At 38.5% G+C, this 24,149-nt stretch carries 21 protein-coding genes and 2 pseudogenes; 14 read left to right on the plus strand and 9 right to left on the minus strand.

Annotated features, from left to right (window positions below):
• Positions 1–85 precede the first annotated feature (85 nt).
• A complete protein-coding gene (locus VL20_RS25500; protein WP_052278211.1) occupies positions 86–1,771 on the minus strand; it encodes a glycosyltransferase in 1,686 nt (561 codons plus the stop codon).
• 197 nt (positions 1,772–1,968) lie between these two features.
• Between VL20_RS25500 and tyrS the strand changes: the two genes are divergently transcribed.
• Entirely contained in the window at positions 1,969–3,186 is a 1,218-nt protein-coding gene (gene tyrS / locus VL20_RS25505; protein WP_052278212.1) for a tyrosine--tRNA ligase, read from the plus strand.
• A gap of 16 nt (positions 3,187–3,202) precedes the next feature.
• Here tyrS and VL20_RS25510 read toward each other — a convergent pair whose 3' ends face one another.
• A complete protein-coding gene (locus tag VL20_RS25510; protein WP_052278213.1) occupies positions 3,203–3,439 on the minus strand; it encodes a ferredoxin-thioredoxin reductase variable chain in 237 nt (78 codons plus the stop codon).
• A 256-nt stretch (positions 3,440–3,695) separates the two neighbouring features.
• On the opposite strand from VL20_RS25510, the gene VL20_RS25515 reads away from it, so the two are divergent.
• Complete coding sequence (locus VL20_RS25515; RefSeq protein ID WP_052278214.1) at positions 3,696–4,526, plus strand: hypothetical protein; 831 nt, start codon at positions 3,696–3,698, stop codon at positions 4,524–4,526.
• Positions 4,527–4,532: 6 nt separating this feature from the next.
• Here VL20_RS25515 and VL20_RS25520 read toward each other — a convergent pair whose 3' ends face one another.
• Positions 4,533–5,423, minus strand: coding sequence for an alpha/beta fold hydrolase (locus VL20_RS25520; RefSeq protein WP_052278215.1), 891 nt, complete (start codon positions 5,421–5,423; stop codon positions 4,533–4,535).
• Between the two features lie 257 nt (positions 5,424–5,680).
• Between VL20_RS25520 and VL20_RS25525 the strand changes: the two genes are divergently transcribed.
• The 3 genes from VL20_RS25525 (at position 5,681) to ppk1 (ending at position 10,283) form a co-directional block, all read left to right on the plus strand.
• Positions 5,681–7,036, plus strand: coding sequence for an AAA family ATPase (locus VL20_RS25525; protein ID WP_052278582.1), 1,356 nt, complete (start codon positions 5,681–5,683; stop codon positions 7,034–7,036).
• Positions 7,014–7,406: a DUF4435 domain-containing protein gene (locus VL20_RS25530; RefSeq protein WP_284525919.1), complete on the plus strand. Its 393-nt coding sequence runs from the start codon at positions 7,014–7,016 to the stop codon at positions 7,404–7,406. The genes VL20_RS25525 and VL20_RS25530 overlap by 23 nt, the downstream gene beginning before the upstream one ends.
• Positions 7,407–8,114: 708 nt before the next feature.
• Positions 8,115–10,283, plus strand: a complete 2,169-nt coding sequence (ppk1, locus tag VL20_RS25535; protein WP_052278216.1) for a polyphosphate kinase 1 — start codon at positions 8,115–8,117, stop codon at positions 10,281–10,283.
• Positions 10,284–10,528: 245 nt separating this feature from the next.
• On the opposite strand, the gene VL20_RS25540 is transcribed toward ppk1, so the two are convergent.
• Positions 10,529–12,253 (minus strand): diflavin flavoprotein, encoded by a 1,725-nt coding sequence (locus VL20_RS25540; RefSeq protein ID WP_052278217.1) that lies wholly within the window; start codon positions 12,251–12,253, stop codon positions 10,529–10,531.
• Between the two features lie 541 nt (positions 12,254–12,794).
• Here VL20_RS25540 and VL20_RS31985 point away from each other — a divergent pair.
• The 8 genes and pseudogenes from VL20_RS31985 (at position 12,795) to VL20_RS25570 (ending at position 20,795) form a co-directional block, all read left to right on the plus strand.
• On the plus strand, positions 12,795–12,950 hold the full coding sequence (locus VL20_RS31985) for a CU044_2847 family protein (protein WP_002762885.1): 156 nt from the start codon (positions 12,795–12,797) through the stop codon (positions 12,948–12,950).
• Between the two features lies 1 nt (position 12,951).
• Positions 12,952–13,539: a Uma2 family endonuclease gene (locus VL20_RS25545; RefSeq protein WP_052278218.1), complete on the plus strand. Its 588-nt coding sequence runs from the start codon at positions 12,952–12,954 to the stop codon at positions 13,537–13,539.
• Between the two features lie 12 nt (positions 13,540–13,551).
• Positions 13,552–13,735: pseudogene (locus VL20_RS33350) on the plus strand (hypothetical protein).
• A gap of 211 nt (positions 13,736–13,946) precedes the next feature.
• The gene (locus tag VL20_RS25550) at positions 13,947–14,297 is read left to right on the plus strand and encodes a CU044_2847 family protein (RefSeq protein WP_002762880.1); all 351 of its coding nucleotides are present in this window, start codon (positions 13,947–13,949) and stop codon (positions 14,295–14,297) included.
• Position 14,298: 1 nt separating this feature from the next.
• Positions 14,299–14,886 (plus strand): Uma2 family endonuclease, encoded by a 588-nt coding sequence (locus VL20_RS25555; RefSeq protein ID WP_052278219.1) that lies wholly within the window; start codon positions 14,299–14,301, stop codon positions 14,884–14,886.
• Complete coding sequence (locus tag VL20_RS25560; protein WP_284525920.1) at positions 14,886–19,289, plus strand: HEAT repeat domain-containing protein; 4,404 nt, start codon at positions 14,886–14,888, stop codon at positions 19,287–19,289. Before VL20_RS25555 ends, VL20_RS25560 begins: the two co-directional genes overlap by 1 nt.
• A 79-nt stretch (positions 19,290–19,368) precedes the next feature.
• Positions 19,369–20,367: an IS630-like element ISMae24 family transposase gene (locus VL20_RS25565; protein WP_052275630.1), complete on the plus strand. Its 999-nt coding sequence runs from the start codon at positions 19,369–19,371 to the stop codon at positions 20,365–20,367.
• A gap of 47 nt (positions 20,368–20,414) precedes the next feature.
• Entirely contained in the window at positions 20,415–20,795 is a 381-nt protein-coding gene (locus VL20_RS25570) for a HEAT repeat domain-containing protein (protein ID WP_052278220.1), read from the plus strand.
• A 479-nt stretch (positions 20,796–21,274) separates the two neighbouring features.
• Here the strand turns inward: VL20_RS25570 and VL20_RS25575 are convergent.
• The 5 genes and pseudogenes from VL20_RS25575 to VL20_RS25595 all read right to left on the minus strand — a co-directional run.
• Positions 21,275–21,496: pseudogene (locus VL20_RS25575) on the minus strand (transposase family protein); the annotation flags it as partial.
• 133 nt (positions 21,497–21,629) lie between these two features.
• On the minus strand, positions 21,630–22,010 hold the full coding sequence (locus tag VL20_RS25580; protein ID WP_052278222.1) for a type II toxin-antitoxin system VapC family toxin: 381 nt from the start codon (positions 22,008–22,010) through the stop codon (positions 21,630–21,632).
• A complete protein-coding gene (locus VL20_RS25585) occupies positions 22,010–22,252 on the minus strand; it encodes a hypothetical protein (protein WP_002762874.1) in 243 nt (80 codons plus the stop codon). Before VL20_RS25585 ends, VL20_RS25580 begins: the two co-directional genes overlap by 1 nt.
• An 82-nt stretch (positions 22,253–22,334) precedes the next feature.
• Complete coding sequence (locus tag VL20_RS25590; RefSeq protein WP_052278223.1) at positions 22,335–22,634, minus strand: type II toxin-antitoxin system RelE/ParE family toxin; 300 nt, start codon at positions 22,632–22,634, stop codon at positions 22,335–22,337.
• 6 nt (positions 22,635–22,640) lie between these two features.
• Positions 22,641–22,898 (minus strand): ribbon-helix-helix domain-containing protein, encoded by a 258-nt coding sequence (locus VL20_RS25595; protein ID WP_043999440.1) that lies wholly within the window; start codon positions 22,896–22,898, stop codon positions 22,641–22,643.
• 426 nt (positions 22,899–23,324) lie between these two features.
• On the opposite strand from VL20_RS25595, the gene VL20_RS25600 reads away from it, so the two are divergent.
• Complete coding sequence (locus tag VL20_RS25600; RefSeq protein ID WP_052278224.1) at positions 23,325–23,840, plus strand: coiled-coil domain-containing protein; 516 nt, start codon at positions 23,325–23,327, stop codon at positions 23,838–23,840.
• The last annotated feature ends 309 nt before the right edge of the window (positions 23,841–24,149 follow it).

The raw sequence follows: 24,149 nt of genomic DNA on the forward strand, positions 1-24,149 counted from the left end.
CCTCTAATTCTTAACATTACTTTACCACTTTTAGGCACTGCCGTGCCAGGATCGGAGCATTGTTAGGAAACTTTCCCTTAATTCCCTAAAACATTGGGAGTTTTTTCTTGATCTTAGCAAGAAGTAAAATAGAAGTTTTCGATAGGGTTTTTACTATTCCCTTACGGGAGGACAAATAGTTAATTTCTTCCCGTAATTCCTGATTATTTTTCTGGAGATAGTTATGATTATTATCTAATTCTTTTAGGGATATTCCCATCCCTTGCCTAGTATGATAATCTTGCTGTTGTTTCAGATACATTGTCTGTTGTGCTTCCTGTAATTTTCTTAACTCTAACCAGACTTGATTCTGACTTGATTCCTTAGTTTCACTGAGCGCATACCAGAGAAAATCAGTGATTTCTTCCGCTATTTTTTGATTAATTTCAAAAAACTCGATAATATCAATTTTTTCGGGGGTAATTTTTGGGTATAACTTTCTTAAATCTTGGGCAATATTAAAGGAAAAAGCGATGATTTTAGAAGCGGACAAAATGGCATAGTGTTTTTCTAAATCCACTGGTAAATTGCCGTTTTCTTCTGGGAACTCAGAAGCAAGAAAAAGTAGAGAAGGAGTGGTTAAGGGACTGGTATAAAAAGTGGAAATAAATAAATTAGCCTGTAGGCGATCGCAGATAGCTTGAATTTTTCTGGCATCCTTTCCCGTACAATTATAATCGTAGGATTCCGCAGGCCAATATTTAAATTCTTCCCATCTTGGTGCGGTGTTATTTCTATCTAAAATAACAATGTGTTGACTAAATTCTAATTGACTCCAATATTCTAAAATTGAAGACCAAATCCTGGCTAATTTTCGTTGCTCAAGTTGAAAGATCACGCCATCAATAACAATAATTGGGCATCTTTTCCGGGAGATAGCTTGAATTGTTTGTAATTTTTCTCGCTCATCCTTATTTAAAATTATGCCTAAATCTTCCATCTTAACTGGATTGGGTTTAATCTCTATATCCTTAATTTCTGAGTGAGGAATTTCATAGATTTTACACACTTGATAATGTTCCTGTAATGCTTGACCATTACTGCCATGTTCTAAGCCTTGGAGATTTAAATAATATAACCCTAAAATCTCAGGAATCAAAGCCATTTTTTCCCCTTGACTGCCGATTCTTAACCAAAATTCGTAATCACCAGCACAGCGAAAATTTTCCTGAAAATAACCATATTTATCGTGCAGCATTTTTCGCCACATTGGTTGAGAACCCACACAACAACCTTGACGCATCTGTTGATAGGAGTAATTTGGCCAATTCCAATGTTTTAAAGCTGGGGTAGTGGCAAAAGTATCATTTTTGATGGTGGTAATTAATTGATCGGCATAAACTAAACTAATCTCTCTATTGTTATCTAGATAATTAGCCATAATTTCCAGAGCATTGAAACAGCGACGATCATCAGTATTCCCATTGGTGAGATAGGAACCCCTAGCTAGTTTAATAGCACGATTCCAAGCGCAGTAGAGGGTTTCTCGTTCTCTAGTTCTCTGGTAAATAATATTAGGGTAATTCTCTTGAAACTCTTGGATAATCTCCCCTTCATTCTCCGGAGAAGCACTATCGATAATAATAATTTCTAATTCTCCCTTTTCATAAAGAGTTTGAGTAACTAAATCCTCTAAACAACCCCAGATAAACTCTGCTGATTTATAGGTAGAAACAATTACAGAAACTTTGATCCTCTGCACTGGTATAGAGTTATTAAAACTAGGATTCATCGGCTTATCTGATCGCAATTCAAGACAGGGAAATTTTTTGATAATTTTGAAAAAGAAGATTTTAAGACTCTATATTTGATCGGGAGAATTGTCAAGATGTTATCGACTCTTATTGAAGATACCAGTTTATTTACCTTTGGCTTGTTACTTGACATAATAAAAAACTATAATGGGAAGGCTGTGGAAAATGAGCAACAATGACCGTATCTTCCTCCCTAGACTGGCTAACCCGTGGCACCAGTGACCTATTCCCCCATCAACCCGACTCCCAAGATCCTAGGGAAAATTTAACCCAACTACTGCAAACTACTGATCGCCCTTTAAGAATTAAACTAGGTATTGACCCCACCGGCAGCGATATTCACCTAGGTCATAGTATCCCTTTTCGGAAACTGCGTGCTTTCCAGGATGCCGGTCATGTGGCAGTGGTGATTATTGGTGATTTTACCGCTAGAATCGGCGATCCGACCGGAAAATCGGAAGTTAGAAAACAATTAACCATCGAAGAAGTGAGAGCCAATGCCGAGAATTATCTGGCACAATTACGCCCAATTTTAGATTTTAACACGCCTAATCGCCTAGAAATTCGCTATAACTCGGAATGGTTGGGGAAATTAGACCTATCGCAAATTCTCGAACTTCTCTCCACCATGACCGTCGGGCAAATGTTGGCAAAAGAAGGCTTTTCCGAACGCTACGACCGGGAAAACCCGATTTTTCTCCATGAATTTCTCTATCCCTTAATGCAGGGTTATGATTCCGTCGCTGTCGAGGCCGATGTCGAATTGGGAGGAACTGATCAAAAATTTAATATTGCCGTCGGTCGTGATTTGCAGAAATATTTCGGTAAAAAACCGCAATTCGGGCTACTTTTACCGATTTTAATCGGAACCGATGGCAGTCAAAAAATGTCCAAATCCCTGAATAATTATGTGGGATTGCGGGAATCGGCCCTGTCCATGTACTCGAAACTGGAAAAAACCCCCGACGCTTTGTTAAAAGATTATTACGAACTATTGACAAATTTGCCATTAGATGCTATTGCGAGCAATCCGCGGGAGGCACAAAAAAAACTGGCGATCGAGGTAGTTGCCCAGTTTCACGGGAAAGAGGAGGCATTAAAAGCACAAAAAACGGCGCAGGAGATAGTTCTACAGGGAAATACAGCGGCCGCTGCTTCTGTACCCGAATTTTCCCTAGCAGCGGTCACTTTTCCCCTGAAATTATTCTATCTTCTCTCGTCCACCGGCTTGTGTAAAAGTAGCGGCGAAGGGAGAAGACAGATTCAGGGGGGCGCTGTGAGGATCGATAGCGAGAAAATCACCGATGTGGACAAAAGTTTTGAGACAGCCGAAGCTTTAACCGGAAAAGTCCTACAGGTGGGCAAAAATAAATTTATTCGCTTTGTAGCTTAAATAAGCGAAAAAGTCCCTATTCGGCGGCTTTTTCCACGATTTCTAACTCAAAATCTCGAAAATGGGCTTTAAACTTTTTACTGAACTCGACGAGGACGGGTAGGTTGGCGCTAACCGGCCTACCACGCCATTCGGTGACAATCCCTTTCACCTCTCCCTCTAGTCCTTTCACGTCAAAAGGATCCGATTTGTGTTCAGGATGGTGATAAACTACCACAGACTCAATTACACGAACTCGATCGCCAACTTTCATAAACTCTCTAGCGAAGACAAACGCCTATTGTATCTTTGAAAACAATCTTATCATTCTACGCCGTATCAGGGAACGGGGAACTGAAAACTCTTAAGATTGAAACCTAGAGCCTGAGCTTTGACGATACTTTTGTTCGTAAGCAGCAATACTGGGAGCAACCTAAGCGTCACCTGTTGTGCAAGGCTGAGGGCAAAAAAACTGATAACTGCTCACTGATTTGATAGCATGGGGGAAAACCTATAGAGGGTTAAGCGGTATGAGTGACTATAAAGATTCTTCTTCCATGCGCTATTTCCTGGCAGGATTAAAACCCTTTGCCCAACCTTTATTTTGGCTGCCGTTAGGAATATTTTCCTTGGCTCTAATTGGTTTGTGGGTATATCAACAGAACCCTGAATGGTTGGGTTCGGTATTAGATACCCCAGGAATGTCCTTAGAGGAGCGGGAAATCCGGGCCAACCAGATTACCGATACTCCTCTCCCCAGTACTGTACCATTGCCAGCCATTCCTGCCCATAATAATACCGCCCGCCAGAACAAACCGGCCTCGACGCAGCCTTTTAATCCTCTAAATACTAATCCCGATAAGAACCAGAAACCCTCCTTATTTGCGCCGTTAATGCCGCAGACTAAGCAAAATCAGGCACCGAAGGCTAGTAAAAGTCTGCAACCGATTCAACTGCGACCGATTAGTGGCGACAGTAGCAATTATCCTTTACAAAGGGAAATCGAAAATCGCTCGCGGACTGCTAACTTGAATAATTCTCCTAATCTCAACCCCGGGGGCAGCCCGAATCAAGTAAACCCCCAGGGAAATTATTCCCCTGAACAACAAAATGTTCAACCCCTACCCTCCTGGAATAATGCCAACCCTAACCCGGTCCCGGGCCCTAGCAACCAATCCAACTATTATCAACCCCCTGTATATCAACCCCCCATCTACGGCAGTCAACCGAACGTCACTGGTTATCCCAATCAGGGAATGCCACCCAACAATAATGGCACCCCCAATCAAGTTCCCCCTCAAAGTATTAACCGAGGTTTCTCCATCCAACAACCCATTAATACCAGGTCTTCTGGTTACTAGAGGAACTTAGCTATAAGCTTGCAGGAACTCTAATAAAATCGGATTAACTATTTCTGGGGCCTCATCCTGGGGACAGTGGCCTAAACCAGCTAAGGGGATAAACTGTTTTACTGTCGGGAATCGTGCTAATTCTTGGCCCAAGGCCAAGGGTTCCCAGGGATCTTCGCTACCCCAAAGCAGAATAGCCGGACAGGGGAGAATCGGCAGCAGGTCTTCTGGCAGCGGGCCGCCAGAATAAGCGGTAAAAGCGAGGAAAACCTTGAACGCTCCTGGATCTCGGGCGGGTTTTAGGATTATTTCTACTAATTCCTCCGTTACTGCTTCCGAGCGCCGATAAGCTTGCAGGAGAATTTTACGCACTGTCTGGGGTTTAGCGATCTGTTGGAAGAAAAAAGCCCCAATTGCCTTGTTTTTGAGAATTATTTGGGCAATATCCGCGCCTAAACGACGATACCAGGGTAATTCCCCCCGTTTTCTTTCGTGCAGTAGTCTGAGGGAACAATTAATCGCCGCTACCCCAAGGACAAAATCGGGATAATCGACGGCAGCCTGCATAATGGCCACGCAACCGATGGAATTACCCGCCAAAAAAGCAGGTTCCCCCACCACTTCCCGACAAAAATCGGCAATTTGCGCCCCCCAAGTCTCGAAAGTATAATCGATCTCGTTTTTTGGTTCGGGTTTGTCGGAACCGCCAAAACCAATTAAATCTAGGGCAAAACAGCGACATTTTTCGCCTAAAACGGGGATATTTTTCCGCCAATGTCCCCAAGATGCCCCAAATCCATGCACAAGCACGATCGCCGGTCCTGTCTCCCCCGCACTTTGATAGGTGATTTTGAATCCCCGCCAATGCCAAATTTTTGCTTGTGTCTCTAATCCTAGAATTTGCTGCATATTTTTGTTTATCTGTAAAGCATTTGTTGCTTTTCTTAATATATACTGTCAGGTTAAGTGGCGGCTAGGAGAAGGGACTGGGTTGTTAAAGTTCGATTGGGAGTTAATCATACTATTAAAAAGGGATTTGGTATAATACAGTGTCTATAGGCGTTTTTTGAAAACGTCTGCCAAAATTTCTAGCTTCAACGCCTCGATCCTCTCAAGTTATGAGTAGTAGAGTGCGTCTAAGTTTAATCGCTTGCTCCCAGAAAATTATGAGAATTAAACAAATTACAGTTAAGCATCTTTTTGGCATATTTGACCATACAATTAATCTCAATATGGAGGAAAGAATAACTATTATTCATGGTAAAAATGGCTTTGGGAAAACCTCAATACTGCGATTAGTCAATGGCTTTTTTAACTTAAAGTATTCAGATATAAGAGCTATTCCTTTTCAAAAATTTACTATAATTTTTGACGATAACAGCTTTGTGGATGTTGTCAAAGATTCCACCAGTAAGAATAAAAAAAGTAATGTAAGACCAAAGATTAATTTTAATTTTACTTCCTCCGATCAAAAAGAAAAACTGACTTTTTATCCTAATTTACTAGACGGGAAAACAATTTCTTTCCCTCTCAGCATGATAGATGATTTCATACCCGGTTTAGATAGAGTTGGATCAGAAAAATGGCTCTATACCCCCACAAAAGAAATTATGGATTTAGAAGATATTTATGAACGATTTGGAGAATATTTACCCAAGCAATTCCAGAAAGAATATCCTGATTGGTTAAAGAAAATTATAGACTCTATTAATGTTCGTTTTATTGAATCACAACGTCTATTAGATATTTCCAATAGTGCCAAAAATGGCAGAACTATAAGGATGCCGATGACATTGTACTCTGTGGCCAGCTATTCTGAAGATTTAGCAGAAAATATTCAAACTAAATTAGCAGAGTATGGACAACTATCTCAAACTTTAGACCGAACCTTTCCAGCGAGAGTTGTACAAAAAAAGGCATCATTGACCGATGATGAACTAAGGGAAAAAATTGATCAACTTGAAAGCGAAAGAAATCAATTAATTAGTGCAGGACTATTGAAAAAAGATGAAGATTCTAACTTCCAAGTTAAAGATAGTATTGATGATAGCACCAGAAAGTTATTATCGGTTTATATTGAGGATGTAGATAAAAAGCTCAATGTATTCAATGACATTTATCCTAAAGTAGAGCTATTTAAAAATATAATTAATAAAAAATATTCTTTCAAAAGTGTTACTATTGATCAAAGCAAAGGGTTTATCTTCACTACCCAAGAAGGGGAGGTTTTATCGCCAACAGATTTATCTTCTGGGGAACAGCACGAATTAGTAATTTTATATGAATTGTTATTTAAAGTTAAACCTAATACTTTGATCTTAATTGATGAACCAGAAATGTCACTTCATATTTCATGGCAGCAGGAATTTTTAAAAGACTTACAGGAAATCACGAAACTTTCCGGGTTAGATATTTTGATGGCTACCCATTCTCCTGATATTATTAATGATCGTTGGGATTTGACAGTTGAATTAGAGAAACCAAAGCAAAAAAGCAAAGATGAGAGAACAGATAACACCTGACAGAATTGCTAATAGCATTCGTTTACTACGCAGCGATCATGAGGGAGTTTTTTTAATTGTTGAAGGTCATAGCGATAAACTTATTTATGAGCGATTAGTAAACAAGCAAGAGGTTAGGATCACAATTGCCTCTAATAAAAATAATGCTATCAAAGCATTATCCATCTTAGAAAAAGAAAATTTTTGCCGAGTTGTTGCTGTTATAGATGCGGATTTTTCGAGAATAGAACAGCAAATTCCCGACAGTAATCATCTCTTTTTAACCGATGAACATGATTTGGAAATGATGTTAATTAAATCTGCTGCTTTCGATAAATTATTAAAAGAACGAGGAAGTGAAAAAAAATGCAGCTTTTTCCAAAGATATTAGAGAAACTTTACTAAAGTTAGGGCAGGAAATTGGTAAATTAAGATTGCTATCTCTTAGGAATAAGTTGGATTTAAAGTTTGAAGGATTAAATTTTAGTAAGTTTATTGACAAAGAGAAGCTGTCAATAAATATTGACGAATTAATTAGGGCTTGCTGAATAAATGTGAAATGTAGGCACTTCATCGGGCCGCGTCCTGTAGGGGCGAAGCATTCGGGCAATAATTTATCGGTGAAACCGGAGATTTTCTATCCGAATGCTTCGCCCGTACTTTTTCAGCAATCCCTATATACACTAATGATTAATTGGCAATCTAATCATCATCCTTATCAAATATTCTGATTCGGTTTATTGCCTGAACTTGGAAACGCTATATTTAACAAATCGGCTCGGCTCGACTTTGTGTTATAATCAAAGCTGGGCTTTAAAGACAATATTCTCAGCAAATTATGCCTATTGTTCTTCCTGGCACTCTAATTTCACTGAAAGATTAATTTAACCTTGATCTGTCGGGACTGATTTCTTAACCTGTTAATAAATTGATTTTTTCCCCAGTCAGGCTAGAATCAGTAGGATTAGCATCCAAGATAATCGGGGTAACTTTGGTTAATCTGGGGCAGTGTAGCCTAAAAAAACGCCAAAAATAGTCAAATTTAGACTTGAGTGGCTTCTTACTAACTGTTTAATCTATTATTTAGGTATTAGACTCTATGACTAAAGCTCCTACCGTAACTTCTGCAATCGATCTTAAAGATTCGCAATATTACTTTAACCGAGAATTAAGCTGGTTAGAATTTAATCGTCGTGTGCTTTATGAAGCACTTGATCCTCGGACTCCTCTACTGGAAAGATTAAAATTTACCGCCATTTTTTGTGCCAATCTCGACGAATTTTTTATGGTACGGGTGGCAGTGCTTAAACAACAAGTAGAGGCAAATGTAGCCGTTTTAAGTGCCGATGGCCGGACTGCCTCGGAACAGCTAACCGAGATCAGTAAACGTCTGCGTCCCCTTGTGCAACAGCAGGATCGTCTTTTTGAACACACCCTAAAAAATCTCTTAGTGGAACAGGGAATTCATCTGATTAACTATGTAGATTTACATCAAGAACAGCGCAATTATCTCCACGATTACTTTGAACAAAATATTTTCCCCGTTTTAACTCCCCTAGCGGTGGATCCTAGTCATCCTTTTCCCTATATTTCTAATCTTAGTCTCAATTTAGCCGTAGTCGTTCGCGATCCCGATACCGATAAAGAACTATTTGCCAGGGTGAAAGTGCCGCAGGTTTTCCCCCGTTTTCTGGCATTATCAAAAGAATTACGCCACCAAGACGGAAAAGCTTCGATTTGGACGGGAGTACCCCTTGAACAGGTGGTAATGCACAATTTAGAGGCACTTTTCCCCGGCATGATCATTCAAGAATGTTATCCTTTTCGGGTGACGCGCAATGCTGACATCTCCGTCGAAGAAGATGAGGCCGATGATTTATTATTAGCGATCGAGGAAGAAGTACGCAAGCGCCGCATCGGTAAATCGGCAGTACGTCTGGAAATTCACAGTTCTACTCCTAGCAATATTAAAGACCGGATCATGCGCGATCTGGGACTTGAGGAGATCGATGTTTACGATGTGGATGGACTGCTAGGACACAAAGATTTATTTTATTTTCTGTCCTTACCCTGTCCCGAACTGAAAGATCCGCCGTGGAATCCTGTCACCCCACCGGTTTTACAGGGATTGCGAGAAATAGTTGACGGTAACGAAGACGGGATCCTAGAACAGGATGGCGAAGATATTTTTACTTTAATTCGCAATAACGATATTCTCGTTCATCACCCCTACCATTCCTTTAGTGCCTCAGTACAACAGTTTATCGCCCAGGCGGCCCATGATGCCCATGTTTTAGCGATTAAAATGACTTTGTATCGTACTTCCGGAGATTCCCCGATTGTCAATTCCCTGATTGCAGCGGCGGAAAATGGTAAACAGGTAGCGGCGTTAGTGGAACTAAAAGCACGCTTTGATGAGGAAAATAACATTAGTTGGGCGAAAAAGCTCGAACAAGCCGGAGTTCACGTTGTTTATGGCTTAGTTGGTCTAAAAACCCACACAAAAGTGGTTCTCGTGGTCAGAAAAGAAGGGGATAAAATCCGTCGTTATTTCCATATTGGCACGGGCAATTATAACCCAAAAACAGCTAAATTATACACTGATTTGGGTTTACTTAGCTGTCGCGAGGATTTGGGGGCAGATATCACCGATTTATTTAACTTTCTGACTGGATACTCCCGTCAGCAATCCTATCGCAAACTTTTAATTGCTCCAGTGAGTTTGCGAAAACGGATGTTAGCAATGATCGATCGCGAGGCCAAAAACTGTAAAAATGGCGGTACGGGGCGCATTGTCGCAAAAATGAACGCTCTTGTCGATAAACCGATTATAGAAGCTTTATACGCCGCTTCTCGTGCTGGTGTGCAGATTGACTTAATTATTCGCGGCATCTGTTGTTTACGACCCGGATTGCCAGAAATAAGCGAAAATATCCGAGTAATTAGCATTATCGGCCGCTTTTTGGAACATTCCCGCATTTTTTACTTCTACAATGGTGGTCAGGAGGAGGTTTATATTGGTAGCGCCGATTGGATGACGCGGAACCTGACTCGTCGCGTGGAAGCAGTGACACCTATCGATGAACCAGCGATCGCCAAGGAACTAGAAGAAATTCTCGGCATTATGTTGTCAGATAACCGACAAGCATGGGAATTACAATCCGATGGCAGTTATATTCAGCGTCGTGCTGACAATGAGGGACAGGAAAGCAGTACCCATGTAATTTTAATGGACAAGGCCCTTAAATCTGCGGGTATTAGTCCATAGGAACAGTGATCAGTTATCAGTGGGTAAGTTGTCAGTGATCAGATGTGCTACTAAATCTGGTTATTAAAAACTGATTATCTATTGCTCCTTTTGCCTATTGCCTATTGCCTTTTGCCCGTCCTGATATGTAGCCTATACTCAACGGATTTAGTATGACTAACTGGTTGAGAGGTTAAACCATCTCAAAAGCTGAGAGCAAGCATCTTGATCTGTATTTTCTCAACCAGTCAAATCAAGCAAAAATCCTAATAATAATTACCGACTTTGCGATGGTGAACGGCCGTTAAACTATCAGGTTTAGAAACGCGACCATCGGCAACTTTATTGTAAACAATCCAGTGGTCAGCACATTCCATGCGACTAACTACCTCACATTCTAAATAAGCGAGAGCATCGGCTAAAATTGGGGAACCATTATTAGCGGTGCGAGTATTGACTCCTGCAAAACGATCTTCCCCAGGTCCGAAACGTTTTAAAAAGTGTTTCATCAGGGTTTGATAATTGCCTTCTTCCAGAATGTTTAAAATGAATTGATCCCCCACTTGCATTAAAGACTCGATCGCCCGATCTTTAGCCACAGCAACGGTAAAACCGGGAGGATCAAAACTTGCTTGCGTCACCCAAGAAGCGACCATTGCCCCGCTTCTGTCTCCTTTCTTGGTGGTAATAATATATAAACCACCGCTAATCCGTCCGATGGCTTTATCGAGGTCAGTATCGAGGGATTTTCTTTGTTTAACTTTTACCTCTTGGGTTAATAGTTGTCCCATGTCTGTACCCGCTTCTTCACAGCGTTGATAGAGACTCTCGTTAGGAGTTTCTGTGCTACGAATGGGATCAAAAGCTTTGGTTAAACCAACTTCACGAAACTTATTAAATAGAGGTAAAATTGATTCATCATCACCCCCTTGAGATTCAAACATTCCGATATATTGTTTGGGGTTAACCGAGGCGAGAATTGTGCCTAAATTAACCGTAATTTCTTGGGCATTAATACCAGAAACGGGGGGAGTACCGATGACGATTCCCACCGCAGAAGAAGCTAATTCTTTTACCTCTTGGGGATCGGCGGATTTCAGGTCTAAAGTTTCTACAGCCAAACCAGTTTTAGTAATACCTTTAGCAATCGATTGACAGAGGCGATCGCTATAACCATAATCGGAAATATAGAAGACAGCGACGGTTTTTTCTGCCTTAGTTTGTGCCTGACTCCAATCACGATAATGGGTCAATAATTCAGTAACATTATGTTTTAATAACGGTCCATGACCATTAGCCACGAGATTAATATTACCTAGGGGTTCCATCCGTTTCATCGCCGCTAGTACGGAACGAGCATTAGGAGCCATTAAACATTCATAATAGAAGCGATAATCTGGTTCAATAGCACTTAACTGCTCATCGTAGAGATCATCGGAACAGTAGTGCATTCCGAAGGCATCACAGGTAAATAAAATTCCCGAACCGTGATCGTAGGTAAAAATAGTATCGGGCCAGTGTAAATTAGGAGCGTTAACAAATTCGAGAATGTGACCATTGCCTAGGTCTAACTGATCACCATTTTTGACCAGTTGACGCTGAAAAGGATGATGAACTAAATTCTCTAAAAACTGAATTGCTACTTTCGAACCAACGACGGTAATATTGGGAGCGAGTTCCAATATATCTCTGACTAACCCACTGTGATCGGGTTCGGTATGACTGATAATTAAATAATCGATTTCTTGCGGGTTAATTAATCCGTTGAGACTATCAAAATATAGTTGACGGAATTTTTCGTGAGAGGTATCCACAAGGGCGATTTTTTCCCCACGAATCAGATAGGAGTTATAAGTCGTCCCGTTTTGTAATCCGAATTCAATATCGAAGCGATCGCGATCCCAATCGAGGGAACGAATAGCGGTGATGTCTGCGGTGAGATTGGCCACCTGCACGGTAAGACGTTTTGTTTTGACTGGTGTAGCAACCATCGAACCCCTCCTTATTGTTAAGTTTTTTATACTTTGTCTCTATTGTGCCACGAGGAAATAAGGTATGGGGATTTATTTTCCCATAATTACTGATAAGTAGGGAGGCACAATTATTTGTAGGATGGGTTAGCGGTAGCGCAACATGATCTGGCGTTGGGTTTCATGCTTCAACCGTTCGGCAAAAGCTCACGGCCGAAGCCCAACCTACGTTCTGATAACAGTTATCTTAATGCTCAGGTGGGAGTCGATCGTCGATAGCGAATTAGCTTATACTTCATCTTTATGAGAAACGCTCTCTAGGGATCTGTGTGGGGAAATGGCTGTTATACACTCGAGTCAAGTTAAATTGGACAACTAGCGATCGCTTTTCGGCGGAAACAGGGAATTAGACAAGAAATGCTAATAAGCTAAGACGCATTTAAACCGCTTATTCTTAGATTAGCAGCCAGATTCAGACAAGAAAGGCTCATGTGCCTTGCCTACACTCTATTACTTGTCTTAGATGTCTGTATAATTTGCTATATTTTTAGATGAGCTTATCATGATTTCCCGATCCAATCCACCCAGTAAAGTTACTTTAGAATTTGGGTTACAAGTTGAGGGTAAAACGGTGATTCCTTTGCTGACAAAAGATTCAGCACAAGCTAATATTAAAGTTGCTATTGAATGGCAATTTAACCAAGATAAGGGAGGTTAGTATGCAAGTTCAAATCGAAAAACGCTATTACACACCTGAAGAATACTGTCAGCTAGAAGAAACAGCAGAATACAAAAATGAATATCTAGATGGAGATATTATTCCTATGACGGGAGCAACAATCAATCATAATCTGATTGCTGGTAATTTTTATAAAAATTTTCCGACTAAGATTAACAATCAAGATTATTGGGCTTTTATGAGTGATGTACGGTTATGGATGCCAAGATATCGCTTTTATACTTATCCTGATGTCATGGTGATTAAAGACAAACCATTATATGAAGGAAAAGGCACAAACACTGTAACTAATGCGTTAATCGTTGTCGAGGGTTTATCGAAATCAACTAGAGATTATGACCGTACTGATAAGTTTAAGTTTTATCGCTCAATTCCTGAGTTTAAAGAATATATTTTGATTGATCAATACCGTTATTATGTTGAGCAGTTTTATCAACAAAATAATGGGGAGTGGTTGTTTAAAGCCTCTGAATCAGACAAAGATGCTTTAAGGTTTCATTCTGTGGATTTTCAAATGTCATTGCAGGATATTTATCAACGCATTGATTTTAATTTAAGTGAAGAATAATGGTTCTTTGGTTTGTCTTATGCAACGGACAGGATTATAAGAGATGAAACCCTTATAGAGAAAAACATTTGGTGATTTTTGTCAATTGTTTCTGATCTAGAGCGAACTAATTAATTAAATCTCTTGCCAGATAAGGATTTAGTTGATCTATGCAACCCCATTGAAATACCAAGTAACGAAGAACCATATATCTTAGCGAATTTTTCAAGCTAGGGCTTGCTACCTTGTAACCTGATATGGGAATTGATGACGCTCGGCGATTTGCGCCTGGAGAGGTAATACTTCTCCCTCTACATTTATGCTACCCCAGGAGAGTCCTCCCATAGAATCAATACTAATGGCTACTTGACAACCACCTCCTGAACGGTTACGATTAACATTTATGCAAAAATTAAGGTGAGGATAAAATGTCAATAAAAATCACAGAAATACAAGCCTCCGATGGCGCAAAAATTTATATGCAGTACGAAGAAGGTGATAGGGAGCAATTGCAAGCAGTAGGATTTTTCGAGGATATAGAAGAAAGAACAAAAAATTTTCAAGCAGGAGTTACTAATATTGTTAATGAATATGCACAATTGTTATTAACTTCGATAAAACAGGGAGTTTCCCAAGCCAATCCACCCAGTAAGGTTACTTTAGAATTTGGGTTACAAGTTGGTGGCGAAACGGGGATTCCTTTGGTGACAAAAGGTTCAGCACAAGCTAATATTAAAGTTGCTATTGAATGGCAATTTAACCAAGATAAGGGAGGTTAGTATGCAAGTTCAAATCGAAAAACAGTATTACACGCCTGAAGAATATTGTCAGCTAGAAGAAATAGCAGAATACAAAAATGAATATCTAGATGGAGAAATTACTCCAATGGTAGGAGCAACTACTAATCATAATCTGATTGCTTTAAATTTCTGTAGGAATTTTCCGACTAAGATTAACAATCAAGATTATTGGGCTTTTATGAGTGATGTACGGTTATGGATGCCAAGATATCGCTTTTATACTTATCCTGATGTCATGGTGATTAAAGACAAACCATTATATGAAGGAAAAGGCACAAACACTGTAACTAATGCGTTAATCGTTGTCGAGGTTTTATCGAAATCAACTAGAGATTATGACCGTACTGATAAGTTTAAGTTTTATCGCTCAATTCCTGAGTTTAAAGAATATATTTTGATTGATCAATACCGTTATTATGTTGAACAATTTTATCAACAAAATAATGGGGAGTGGTTGTTTAAAGCCTCTGAATCAGACAAAGATGCTTTAAGGTTTCATTCTGTGGATTTTCAAATGTCATTGCTGGATATTTATCAACGCATTGATTTTAATTTAACTGAAGAATAATGATTAAATCCAATCTCGACTATCTACAAGAATCAATGGTTAAAATCCTCAATGAAAAAGGGGATACGCTGGGTTCTGGGTTTATTATTCGAGAAGATGGTTATCTCATTACCTGTCATCACGTTATCTATCTTTTACCCTCTTTAAGAGTAAATTATCAAGGGAAAGAATACGCATCTCAATGGTGTCAAGAATATTCTAATCCAGAAGTTGATATTGCTATTCTTAAGATTAAGATTGAGAATGCTAAACCTGTGAAGATTGTTAATTTTCAAGCTGGGTTAAATTGCGTCACAGTTTATGGATTTCCTAGAGAAAAAGAGAAGAATTTTCCAGAAGGATTTGATGTGAATGCCGATAAAATTACTGTCAGTGCGCCTTTAAATCTGCTTTCGACTTATCCTAATAATAAGATTGAATATAAGAATCCTTGGAATAAATTACCTGATAAATCTTCTAATTTTCTGACTCACAGAATTAATGCTAAGGTTGATAGGGGTACAAGCGGAGGTGCTGTTTTTTCGGAAGAATTAGGAGGAGTTTTAGGGGTTATTCAATCGAGTAAAACTGATGAAAGTTATGTGATTCGGTGGGATAATATTTTAGATATTTTAGATAAACTGGGGTTAGAACCTACCAAAAATGCTGTTTGTCGATTTTTAGAAAAAATTCAAGATGAATTTCAATATCTTCAATTCTTTCATACTCGTCAAAAAATCTCGTTATTAAAGCAATATATTCCTATTGAAGTTACTTTAGAAAGACGCTATAACCATGAGATTGAAACATGGCAAGCTTATACAGGTGATGAGGGAACATTAAAGAAAATCTATGCCTTAAAAGGGTTTACTGAGGAACAGCAACGGGAAGAAAACAAAAAAGTACAAGTTGATTGGGAAGAAGCCAAAGATAAACACAATAAAATGATGATTCTTGCTGATCCTGGAATGGGTAAATCAACTCTTTTAAGGATGGAAGCATTAAAAATTGCTAGGGAAGAATTAGGGAAGTTAGGTGTTAATACTCCTCAACCCTTCTTAAACAATCGGGAGAAGGTTAAGGTTAAGGATGTGATTCTTCCTTTGTATTTTCGGCTATCTGAGTTAGCAAATAAATTAGCAGAAAAAAATGATGATATTATTAACATAATACCTCAGTTAATTGATAAAAATTTTCAGATTGAGTCTATTGTCAAACAAAAGCTAGAACAGGGAAAATGTGTCTTATTTTTAGATGCTTTAGATGAAGTTTCTTCTATACAACTACATAAACTCAATACAAAACTTGAGAATTTTTTAGATAATTCTCCTTGTAAAATTTATCTAACTTCTCGCATTGTGGGTTATAGTGGCAAATTTTCAAAGGAAGTCAAAGAGGTAGAAATTGTTCCCTTTACTGATCAAAAGACAGCCGAATATATCAAAACCTGGTTTGTTAATGCGGAAGGTTATTTAGAGAATGATTTGGTATCAGCAGCAGGTTTAATTGAGGAGTTGAAAAATAAACCGCAAATTCAGGGTTTAGCACAAAATCCTTTATTACTTTCTTTAATTTGTAGTCTCTATCAAACTCAGGATTTAATTTTACCAGCAAAACGTAATGAAGTATATAAACAAGCAGTTGATTATATGCTGCGTGATTGGGTAGAAAATAGAAAGCTGGTATCAGTATCAGGCGGAAAGCGGATAGCGAAGATCAGATTATTAGAGATTGTGGCTTATGAGTTATCTTGTCGAGAAGAAGAAATTTTTATTTTCCAAGAAGAAGACTTTTTTAATGTTTTAGAAAGATATTTACGCCATGAAGAAGTATCAACAATTTTCCAGCAATCAAATAGTGATGAATTAATGATAGAGTTATGCGAGGAAGATGGGATTATTCAGAAGTTTCATGAAAAAGGAGATCAATATCTATTTTTACATCGCACTTTCCAGGAGTATTTTACTGCTTGTTATCTTCATCAACGAATAAAGAAAAATCAAGAGGATGGAATTGCGTTAGTCAAGGCGCATTTCTGGGATCATGATTGGCATGAGACGATTATTTTGTTAGCGGGGATGATGTCTGATGCCAGTCTTTTATTAGAAGCAATTTTACAGGAAAAAGATGATATTTTTGCAACTTTATTAATACTGGCTAGTAACTGTCTGGCGGAAAGTAAAAATATTCAAGATTCTCTGATTAATCAGATAGTCGATAAGCTTTATAATGTGTGGCAGCGTGATTTTAGTTTAGAGTATATCAACAAGACAATGGTGACATTAGGGAAGACTTTTCCCGTGATGAGAAGACGATTAGAAAACGCACTTAAGGATTTACCTTGGTATGTCAGAGATAGTAAATTTAGTGCAGCAGGATTGTTAGGTGAAATCGGCAATCCTGAATCAATACCTGCTTTAAGTGCGGCATTAGATGATTCGGAAAAGAGAATTAAAGGTTATGCAGAAGACGATATAAAAGAAATAAAGAGAGAACGTAAACCTATACCAGATTTTGAATTAGATTTGCATAAAGAAAAACTATTCAGAGGTTGGGCATTAAAAGCATTAGGAGAAATTGGCAATTCTGAAGCATTACCAACTATTATTCGGGCGTTAAATTATTCAGATTGGTTTAGAGATAATGCTGCAATAATTTTAGGAAAAATGAACAGAAAGCAAGCTTTAGCTTTACCCTCTTTAATTTCAACACTATCTGATTCTGAAAAAAGTGTTAGATTTTGGGGGGTAAAAGCTTTAGGTGAAATTGGTGTTGGTAATTCGGAAACAATACAAGCTTTGATTACAGCACTCAATGATGTGAAAACTAGAGGGAATGCAGTAGAAGCGTTAAGTAAAATTAACAATTCAGCAGTAGTATCAGCTTTAATCGAGACAATTAAAAATTCAGATGGGGATTTCAGAAGTTATGCAGCAGTAGCTTTAGGTAAGATTACTAACCCAGATGCAGTACCAGTGTTAATAGAAGCAGTGAATCATTCAGCTTTTCATGTTTATATTAGATACTCTGCGGTACAAGCTTTAGGTAATATTGGCAACCCAGAAGCCGTGTCTGCTTTAATTGCGGTGCTGAATGATTCAGAAATAAATGATATATATTATGCAGCAGATGAACTTGTCAGAAATAAGGCAGTAGAAGCATTAAGTAAAATTGGAACTCCACAAGCGGTGTCAGGTTTAATTGAGGCACTAGCACTTAAGAATCCTTATCAGAAAGTCGCAGGTAAAGCGGCGGAAGCTTTATTAAATATTGGCACTGAGGAAGCCTACTTAGGTTTAATGACAGCACTTAATCATTTAGATGAAAATGTTAGGAAATATGCGGTAGAAGCGTTAGGAGAAATTAACAACATTGGCAGCACAGCAGCGATGCCTATTTTAATCGAGGCACTAAATAATCCTTATCAGGAAGTTAGAAGCTATGCAACGATGATTTTCGCAAAATTTCCTTCGGGATTGGTGGTTATTCCAGAATCTAGACAAGCTTTTATTGTTGCGTCGCTTAATGATTCAGATAAGACTGGTAGAGACTGTGTAGAAACCGCTTTAAGCTTGCTTCTTAATCCAGAAGAAGTATTAGCTTTAATGACAGCATTAACCAATTCAGATGAAACTGTCAGAAGTAATGCCATGGAATCTTTGGGCGAAACATTAGACAAAATTGGCAACCCAGAAACGATGTCAGGTTTAAGTATGGCACTAGAGGATTCCAATAATCTTCTCAGATGCTATTCGGCAATATTATTAACAGTTTATTTAAAAGGAAAAGGTAATCCAGAAGCTTTACCAATTTTAATCAAAGCACTTAATCATTCAGACAAGTATCTTAGACGCATGGCTGTAAGTGGTTTAGGTGAGAGCGACAATCCAGAAGTAGTGCCAGCTTTAATTATGATGCTAAATGATTCGGATTATGATGTCAGAGGCAGAGCAGTAATGGCTTTAGCAAATATCAGTCATCCAAAAGCGATACCAGCCTTAATTGAAGCTTTGAATGATGTAAATAAATATGTCAGATTTATGTCAGCAGATGCTCTAAGCAAAATAGGCAATTTAGAAGTGATACCAACTTTAATTGAGGGGTTAAATGATTCAGAAGAGATTTTTAGATTGCCCACGATTTGGATGGTAATTCATTTAAGTAGGATAGACAATTATATATTGATACCAGTTTTAATTGAAGCACTGAATAACTCCGATAAGAATGTCAGAGCGTTAGCAGCACAAACTTTAGGAAATATCGGCAACTCGGAAGCAATACAAGCTTTAATTGAGACATTAAATGATGAAGATGATCAGGTTCAATACATTGCTCAACTCGCTTTAAGCCAAATAGGCAATTCAGAAACAATATCAGCTTTAATCGATGTAATAAAGTATTCAGAGCATGATGCCAGATGGTAAGTAGTCATGCAAAATTAATTACCCAAATAAAAAATTAAGAAGTATAATACATAAAAAAACGAAGCAGCAGGAAAATACAATGAGATTGATTAGAGACCTAAACCCCGAGAGCCAGAAAATGCTAGAGAGAATTTATCGAGCTAGTAAACATCATCAAGTAAGAGAGCGAGCGAAATGTATACTCTTAAGTTTTCAGGGAACCACGATAGAAGAATTGAGCGGAATATTTGGAGTTACGAGAAAGACCATCTATAATTGGTTGACGGCCTGGGAAGATAGAAAACTAATTGGTTTTTATAATCGTCGAGGAAGAGGGAGAAAACCTAAATTGACAGAAGCACAAGGTCAACAAGTTATTGACTGGGTAAAAGAAGAACCGAAAAGCTTAAAAAAAATCCAGATAAAAATTGTAGAAGAATGGAAATTAACCGTAAGCAAAGACACGATAAAAAGACTCATAAAAAAAATCAACATGAGGTGGAAAAGGGTGAGAAGAGGGGTCGCCAAAACCCCTGATGAGTGGGAGCTTGAGGTCAAACTACCTATTTTAGAAGAACTAAAAAAACAGGAAAAAAGAGGAGAGATTGAGATAGGATATTTGGATGAAATGGGATGGGATTCAAAGCCTTGTATTCCTTACGCTTGGCAAGAAGAAAAAACCACGATAAAGTTACCACCAATTGAAGGTAAAAGACTAAATATTTTAGGAATAATGAAACGAGATAATCAATTATTTTATGAGACACAGGTCGGAACGGTTACTAGCGAGATAGTTATTAATTTTCTGGATAAATATTGCCAAAATATACAGAAAAAAACCGTCATAATAATTGACCAAGCTTCCATTCATACCAGCGAGGCATTTATGGAGAAACTTGAGGAATGGGAAAAGAAAAACTTGAAAATATTTTGGTTGCCCACTTATTCACCTCATTTAAATTTAATTGAAATATTATGGAGATTTTTAAAATATGAATGGATTGAATTTAGCGCCTATAAAGACCGAAAGAGCCTCCTCGCTTACGTTAAAAAAGTGCTGGACAATTTTGGAGGCGAGTATGTAATTAATTTTGCCTAGGTACTTATGCAAAAACAGCTTTAATTGATATTGGTAACTCAGAAGTAGTGTCAGCTTTAATTGTGGCACTGAAAGATTCAAATAAGTATGTCAGAAGTTTGGCGGCAGAAGCGTTAGGTGAGATAGGCAACCCAGAAGCAGTAACAGCTTTAACTGAAGCACTGACAGAGGCAGATGATTATGTTTTAGAATTCGTAGCAGAAGCATTAGAAAAGATGGGCGACTTAAGAACCTTGAAACAAATTATTTATCGTTGGGATATTGATATTTATGAATCTAATATTTTTCAGCTTGCCAGAAAACTTGCCATCCGCTATCGCAAAACTAAAAACTCAGTTATTCCAGTTTATCGTCAGCGATTTAGATTTCTCGTAAAGCGCATTAGAGGAATTATTGTTATGTTAATCTCATCATTAAGAGACAAATAAAATCGTGACTATTGCAGACTCGCAATTCCCACCCAGAAAGCCAAGCCGAAACCTGACTTGATGGTTTATCCTGAAAGAATGGAGAAGACGATAAAACACTTGAGTAAAAAGATACGGTTCTTCGGTTTGTCTTATGCAATGGACGGGGGTTATAAGGAATGAAACCCTTATATAGACAGACATTGCTGCGATTTTTATCAATTGTTTTTGATCTAGAGCGAACTAATTAATTAAATCTCTTGCCAGATAAAGATTTAGTCGATTTATGCCACCCGCTCGAACCATACCAAGTAACGACGAACCTTTTTAACAAGCTTTATCAATCTATTCATAATAAATATTGGCAGAGGATTAAAGATTAGTTATTGTGACTAACTCTTTTGATTAGAAAAAGATAAACTTGAGAATCTTCAGTCAAATTTATTGAATCAAAATCAGCTGTACTTAATTTAAATGAATCAACCCTAGTGGTTGGGGGGGCGGCGTGGTACTTCTAAATATACTCGATTGCCTAATATTGACAAATCTCTGACTAGATTATACTCTGTCTGATTGATTCTGTCCAAGGTTTGATGGCAATTCGGACATTCAATTGTTTCATTTAAAAGAGCGAGCTTTAGGAAAATTGTCTGAGCAATTTTTTGATAATTGACCACTGTTACATTTGGTAAATCGAGGAGTTGATCAAAATTTATCCACATAACCCACCTCCTGTCCTGTATTATTATTATACCATCCTCACACAGAACCTAGAAGAGCCAAGAGCGCACTTCCCATATTTCCCAAAACGCCATTACTCCGTTCTATATCCTAAAAAGCGAACGCTCTCCAGCATCAAAATGATCTGGTCATGGTGAGTATTTCATAAATTCCCATTTGTTTCATCACAATCATTGAGACACAATCAGTCAGGCTATAGCCTTTGTCTAGACGGTTGGCATAAAGTTCTACACCTGATTGAATTAAATAAGAATCAAGGCTAATAATTTGCAGATTTGGAGAGGTTTGGATTTGGCGATAGAAATTGACGACACCTTGTTTCATGGGTTGATCAAATTTAGCAAAAAAGTTAAGATATTCCACCAAGACTAAATCGGTTGTAATTAAAGAATAATCTTGAATTAACCTACTAAAAGCTCGCACTTGTCTATGCCATTGATCTTTAGCACGAACCAAGGCAACCCAATAAAATGTGTCGGCGAAGAGGGTCGGCATTATTTTTGAGGAGAATTGCCATAAAGATAGTAATCCAAGTTGGCCGCCGCATCGGTGGGGATCTGGTCAAAGGATTCTTCGGGAATGGTGGCAATTATTTCATCGGCGATTTCCCAAATTGGTTTGTTATTTTGCGGTGAAGGGGCGGGAGTTTTATGGGAGAGTATCAATTCTAAGCAGGATTGGATTAGAGATTCGGGAGCTTGTTCGATTTCCTGGAGGAGTTGTTCTTTGGCTGTCATGGCTGCTTTGGGATGGGGGGATACTCGACATTGTAGCGATCTCTATTATAAACAGTTGAAAAAAAGTAATTGCCTTGATTTTTTAGGGGTTTTCAAAGAAAAAAGCTTCTAAATCTCGCTCTACTTTGATAAAACGCATGATTTCTAGCCCTTGCTCAGTTAAGCGATAGAAAATAATGTAGTTTTTCATCGGTAAGCCACGCAAATAGGGACGAATCTCTCGATAACTGCGCCCCATTAGCGGAAATTGGCTAAGATAACGACATTTTTTGCTAAACTCCTCCAAAAATTTCTCACCCGCACTAATGTTAGTATTAGCCAAATAATCAAGAATTTGTTCCATATCTCGAAGGGCTTCAGTCGAAATTATGTATTGATTCATGAATATTTAAGCTTCACAGTTTTTTGGAAGTCTTGCTTTAAGTTGAGCGATTGCGGTTTCTCCGTCAATTCCTTCGCCTTGATCTAATTGTTCGGCGGCAATATCAATTTTTTGGCCAACTTCTTCTGCCCATTGTTGATATTGATCGCGTTTGCTGAGTAATTGTAAGGCTTCGGCAATGATTTCATCTGGATTGGCATAACGCCCTGTATCTAGTTTGGCTTCGATCAGCTTTTGGTGTTCGGGCTTTAGGGTTAATTTCATGGTTGTTAAGGCTTGGCTTTTTTTCATTATAGGTTCGTCGCTGTGGGATCGTCCCAAGTTTGCTCAGGCAAGATGCGCTACTCATTTTTACTGTGGGGTAAGCTCTCTAGCCTGTCCAGATGACAAAAGTGGGATATTTCCATCTCGGTTTTTGTGGTCTTGGGTATGAAGCAAAAATTTGGGGAGTCGGAGTGGGGGGAGATTGTCAGGATATTTTGACAATGCTTGCGCTTAAGTTGGTAAAGTTGGGGATTTTTCCCAAGTTAAGGATTTTTGCGGGAGGGTTGAGGGGCTGAAAGTTAGGCGGGGTAAGGGATTGGGTGGATTTTACTGACTTTTTCCTTAAGTTCCTAAACTTCGGTTGTGTTGGAAAGGACAAGTGATTACAGTAGAAAAGTTGTTACTGCTACTTCTAAGAAAAAGAAAATGCCTGAAATTTCTATATCGAACGATCTGTCCGATGGTCGAGGCGTTGGACTTGCTCCAGATCAAATCCTTAATGCGGTTCGATTTCAGCTTTTGGAGGAAAGAAAAAGCGGAAAACCTAACAAGGACGAACTTAATGATAAGATTTCAGCTAAAGAAGGCGAAATAGAGGAAAATCAGTCCAAAATTGATAAAGCTAAAGAACAAGCCAAGAATCGAAAACGAGAAATTGACCACTGGAAGCAGTGGTTTCACTCGTTACCTGGAACTGATAGAACAGAAGAACAAGCAAAGTTAGATATTGAGATTAATTGGCGTGGTAAAGAAATTAACGCTTGGCAGGAGGAGATTGGGAATTTAGAAACTAAAAAGTGGGCTATTAGACATGAGTTAGAAGCGTTAAAACAGCAATTACTCGCCTTGGAGGATGGGGTATATGATCGCCCGATTGAGGAAGATCCCCGTTTAATTCATGCGATAGCTGCTTTTGAAGAGGCAATGGCAACTCCCAAGTAGAGTCACTCAGTAAATTAGCTGTAAATTTGGAATTACGCTGGATATTTTAACTTAGTTTTGAGATGCAATTATGACTATTGAAAACCTTGAAAAAACACTGCAAGGAAATATTGCGAATGGCAATTTATTGCTAAAAAATACTACAATTAAATCTGAAAATGTTCAGTTTTTATTCAAAGAATTCTTATCTGATGAGCCACTAAACATAAAAACGATAGAATTAAGAACTGAAACTGAAAATATTATTGTGAGCGGGAAAACTTCGCTATTTTCCATTCCAGATCTTGAGGTTGAAGCTACATTTTACTT

Source organism: Microcystis panniformis FACHB-1757 (assembly GCF_001264245.1).
In the GTDB taxonomy this organism is placed as follows: Bacteria; Cyanobacteriota; Cyanobacteriia; order Cyanobacteriales; family Microcystaceae; genus Microcystis; species Microcystis panniformis.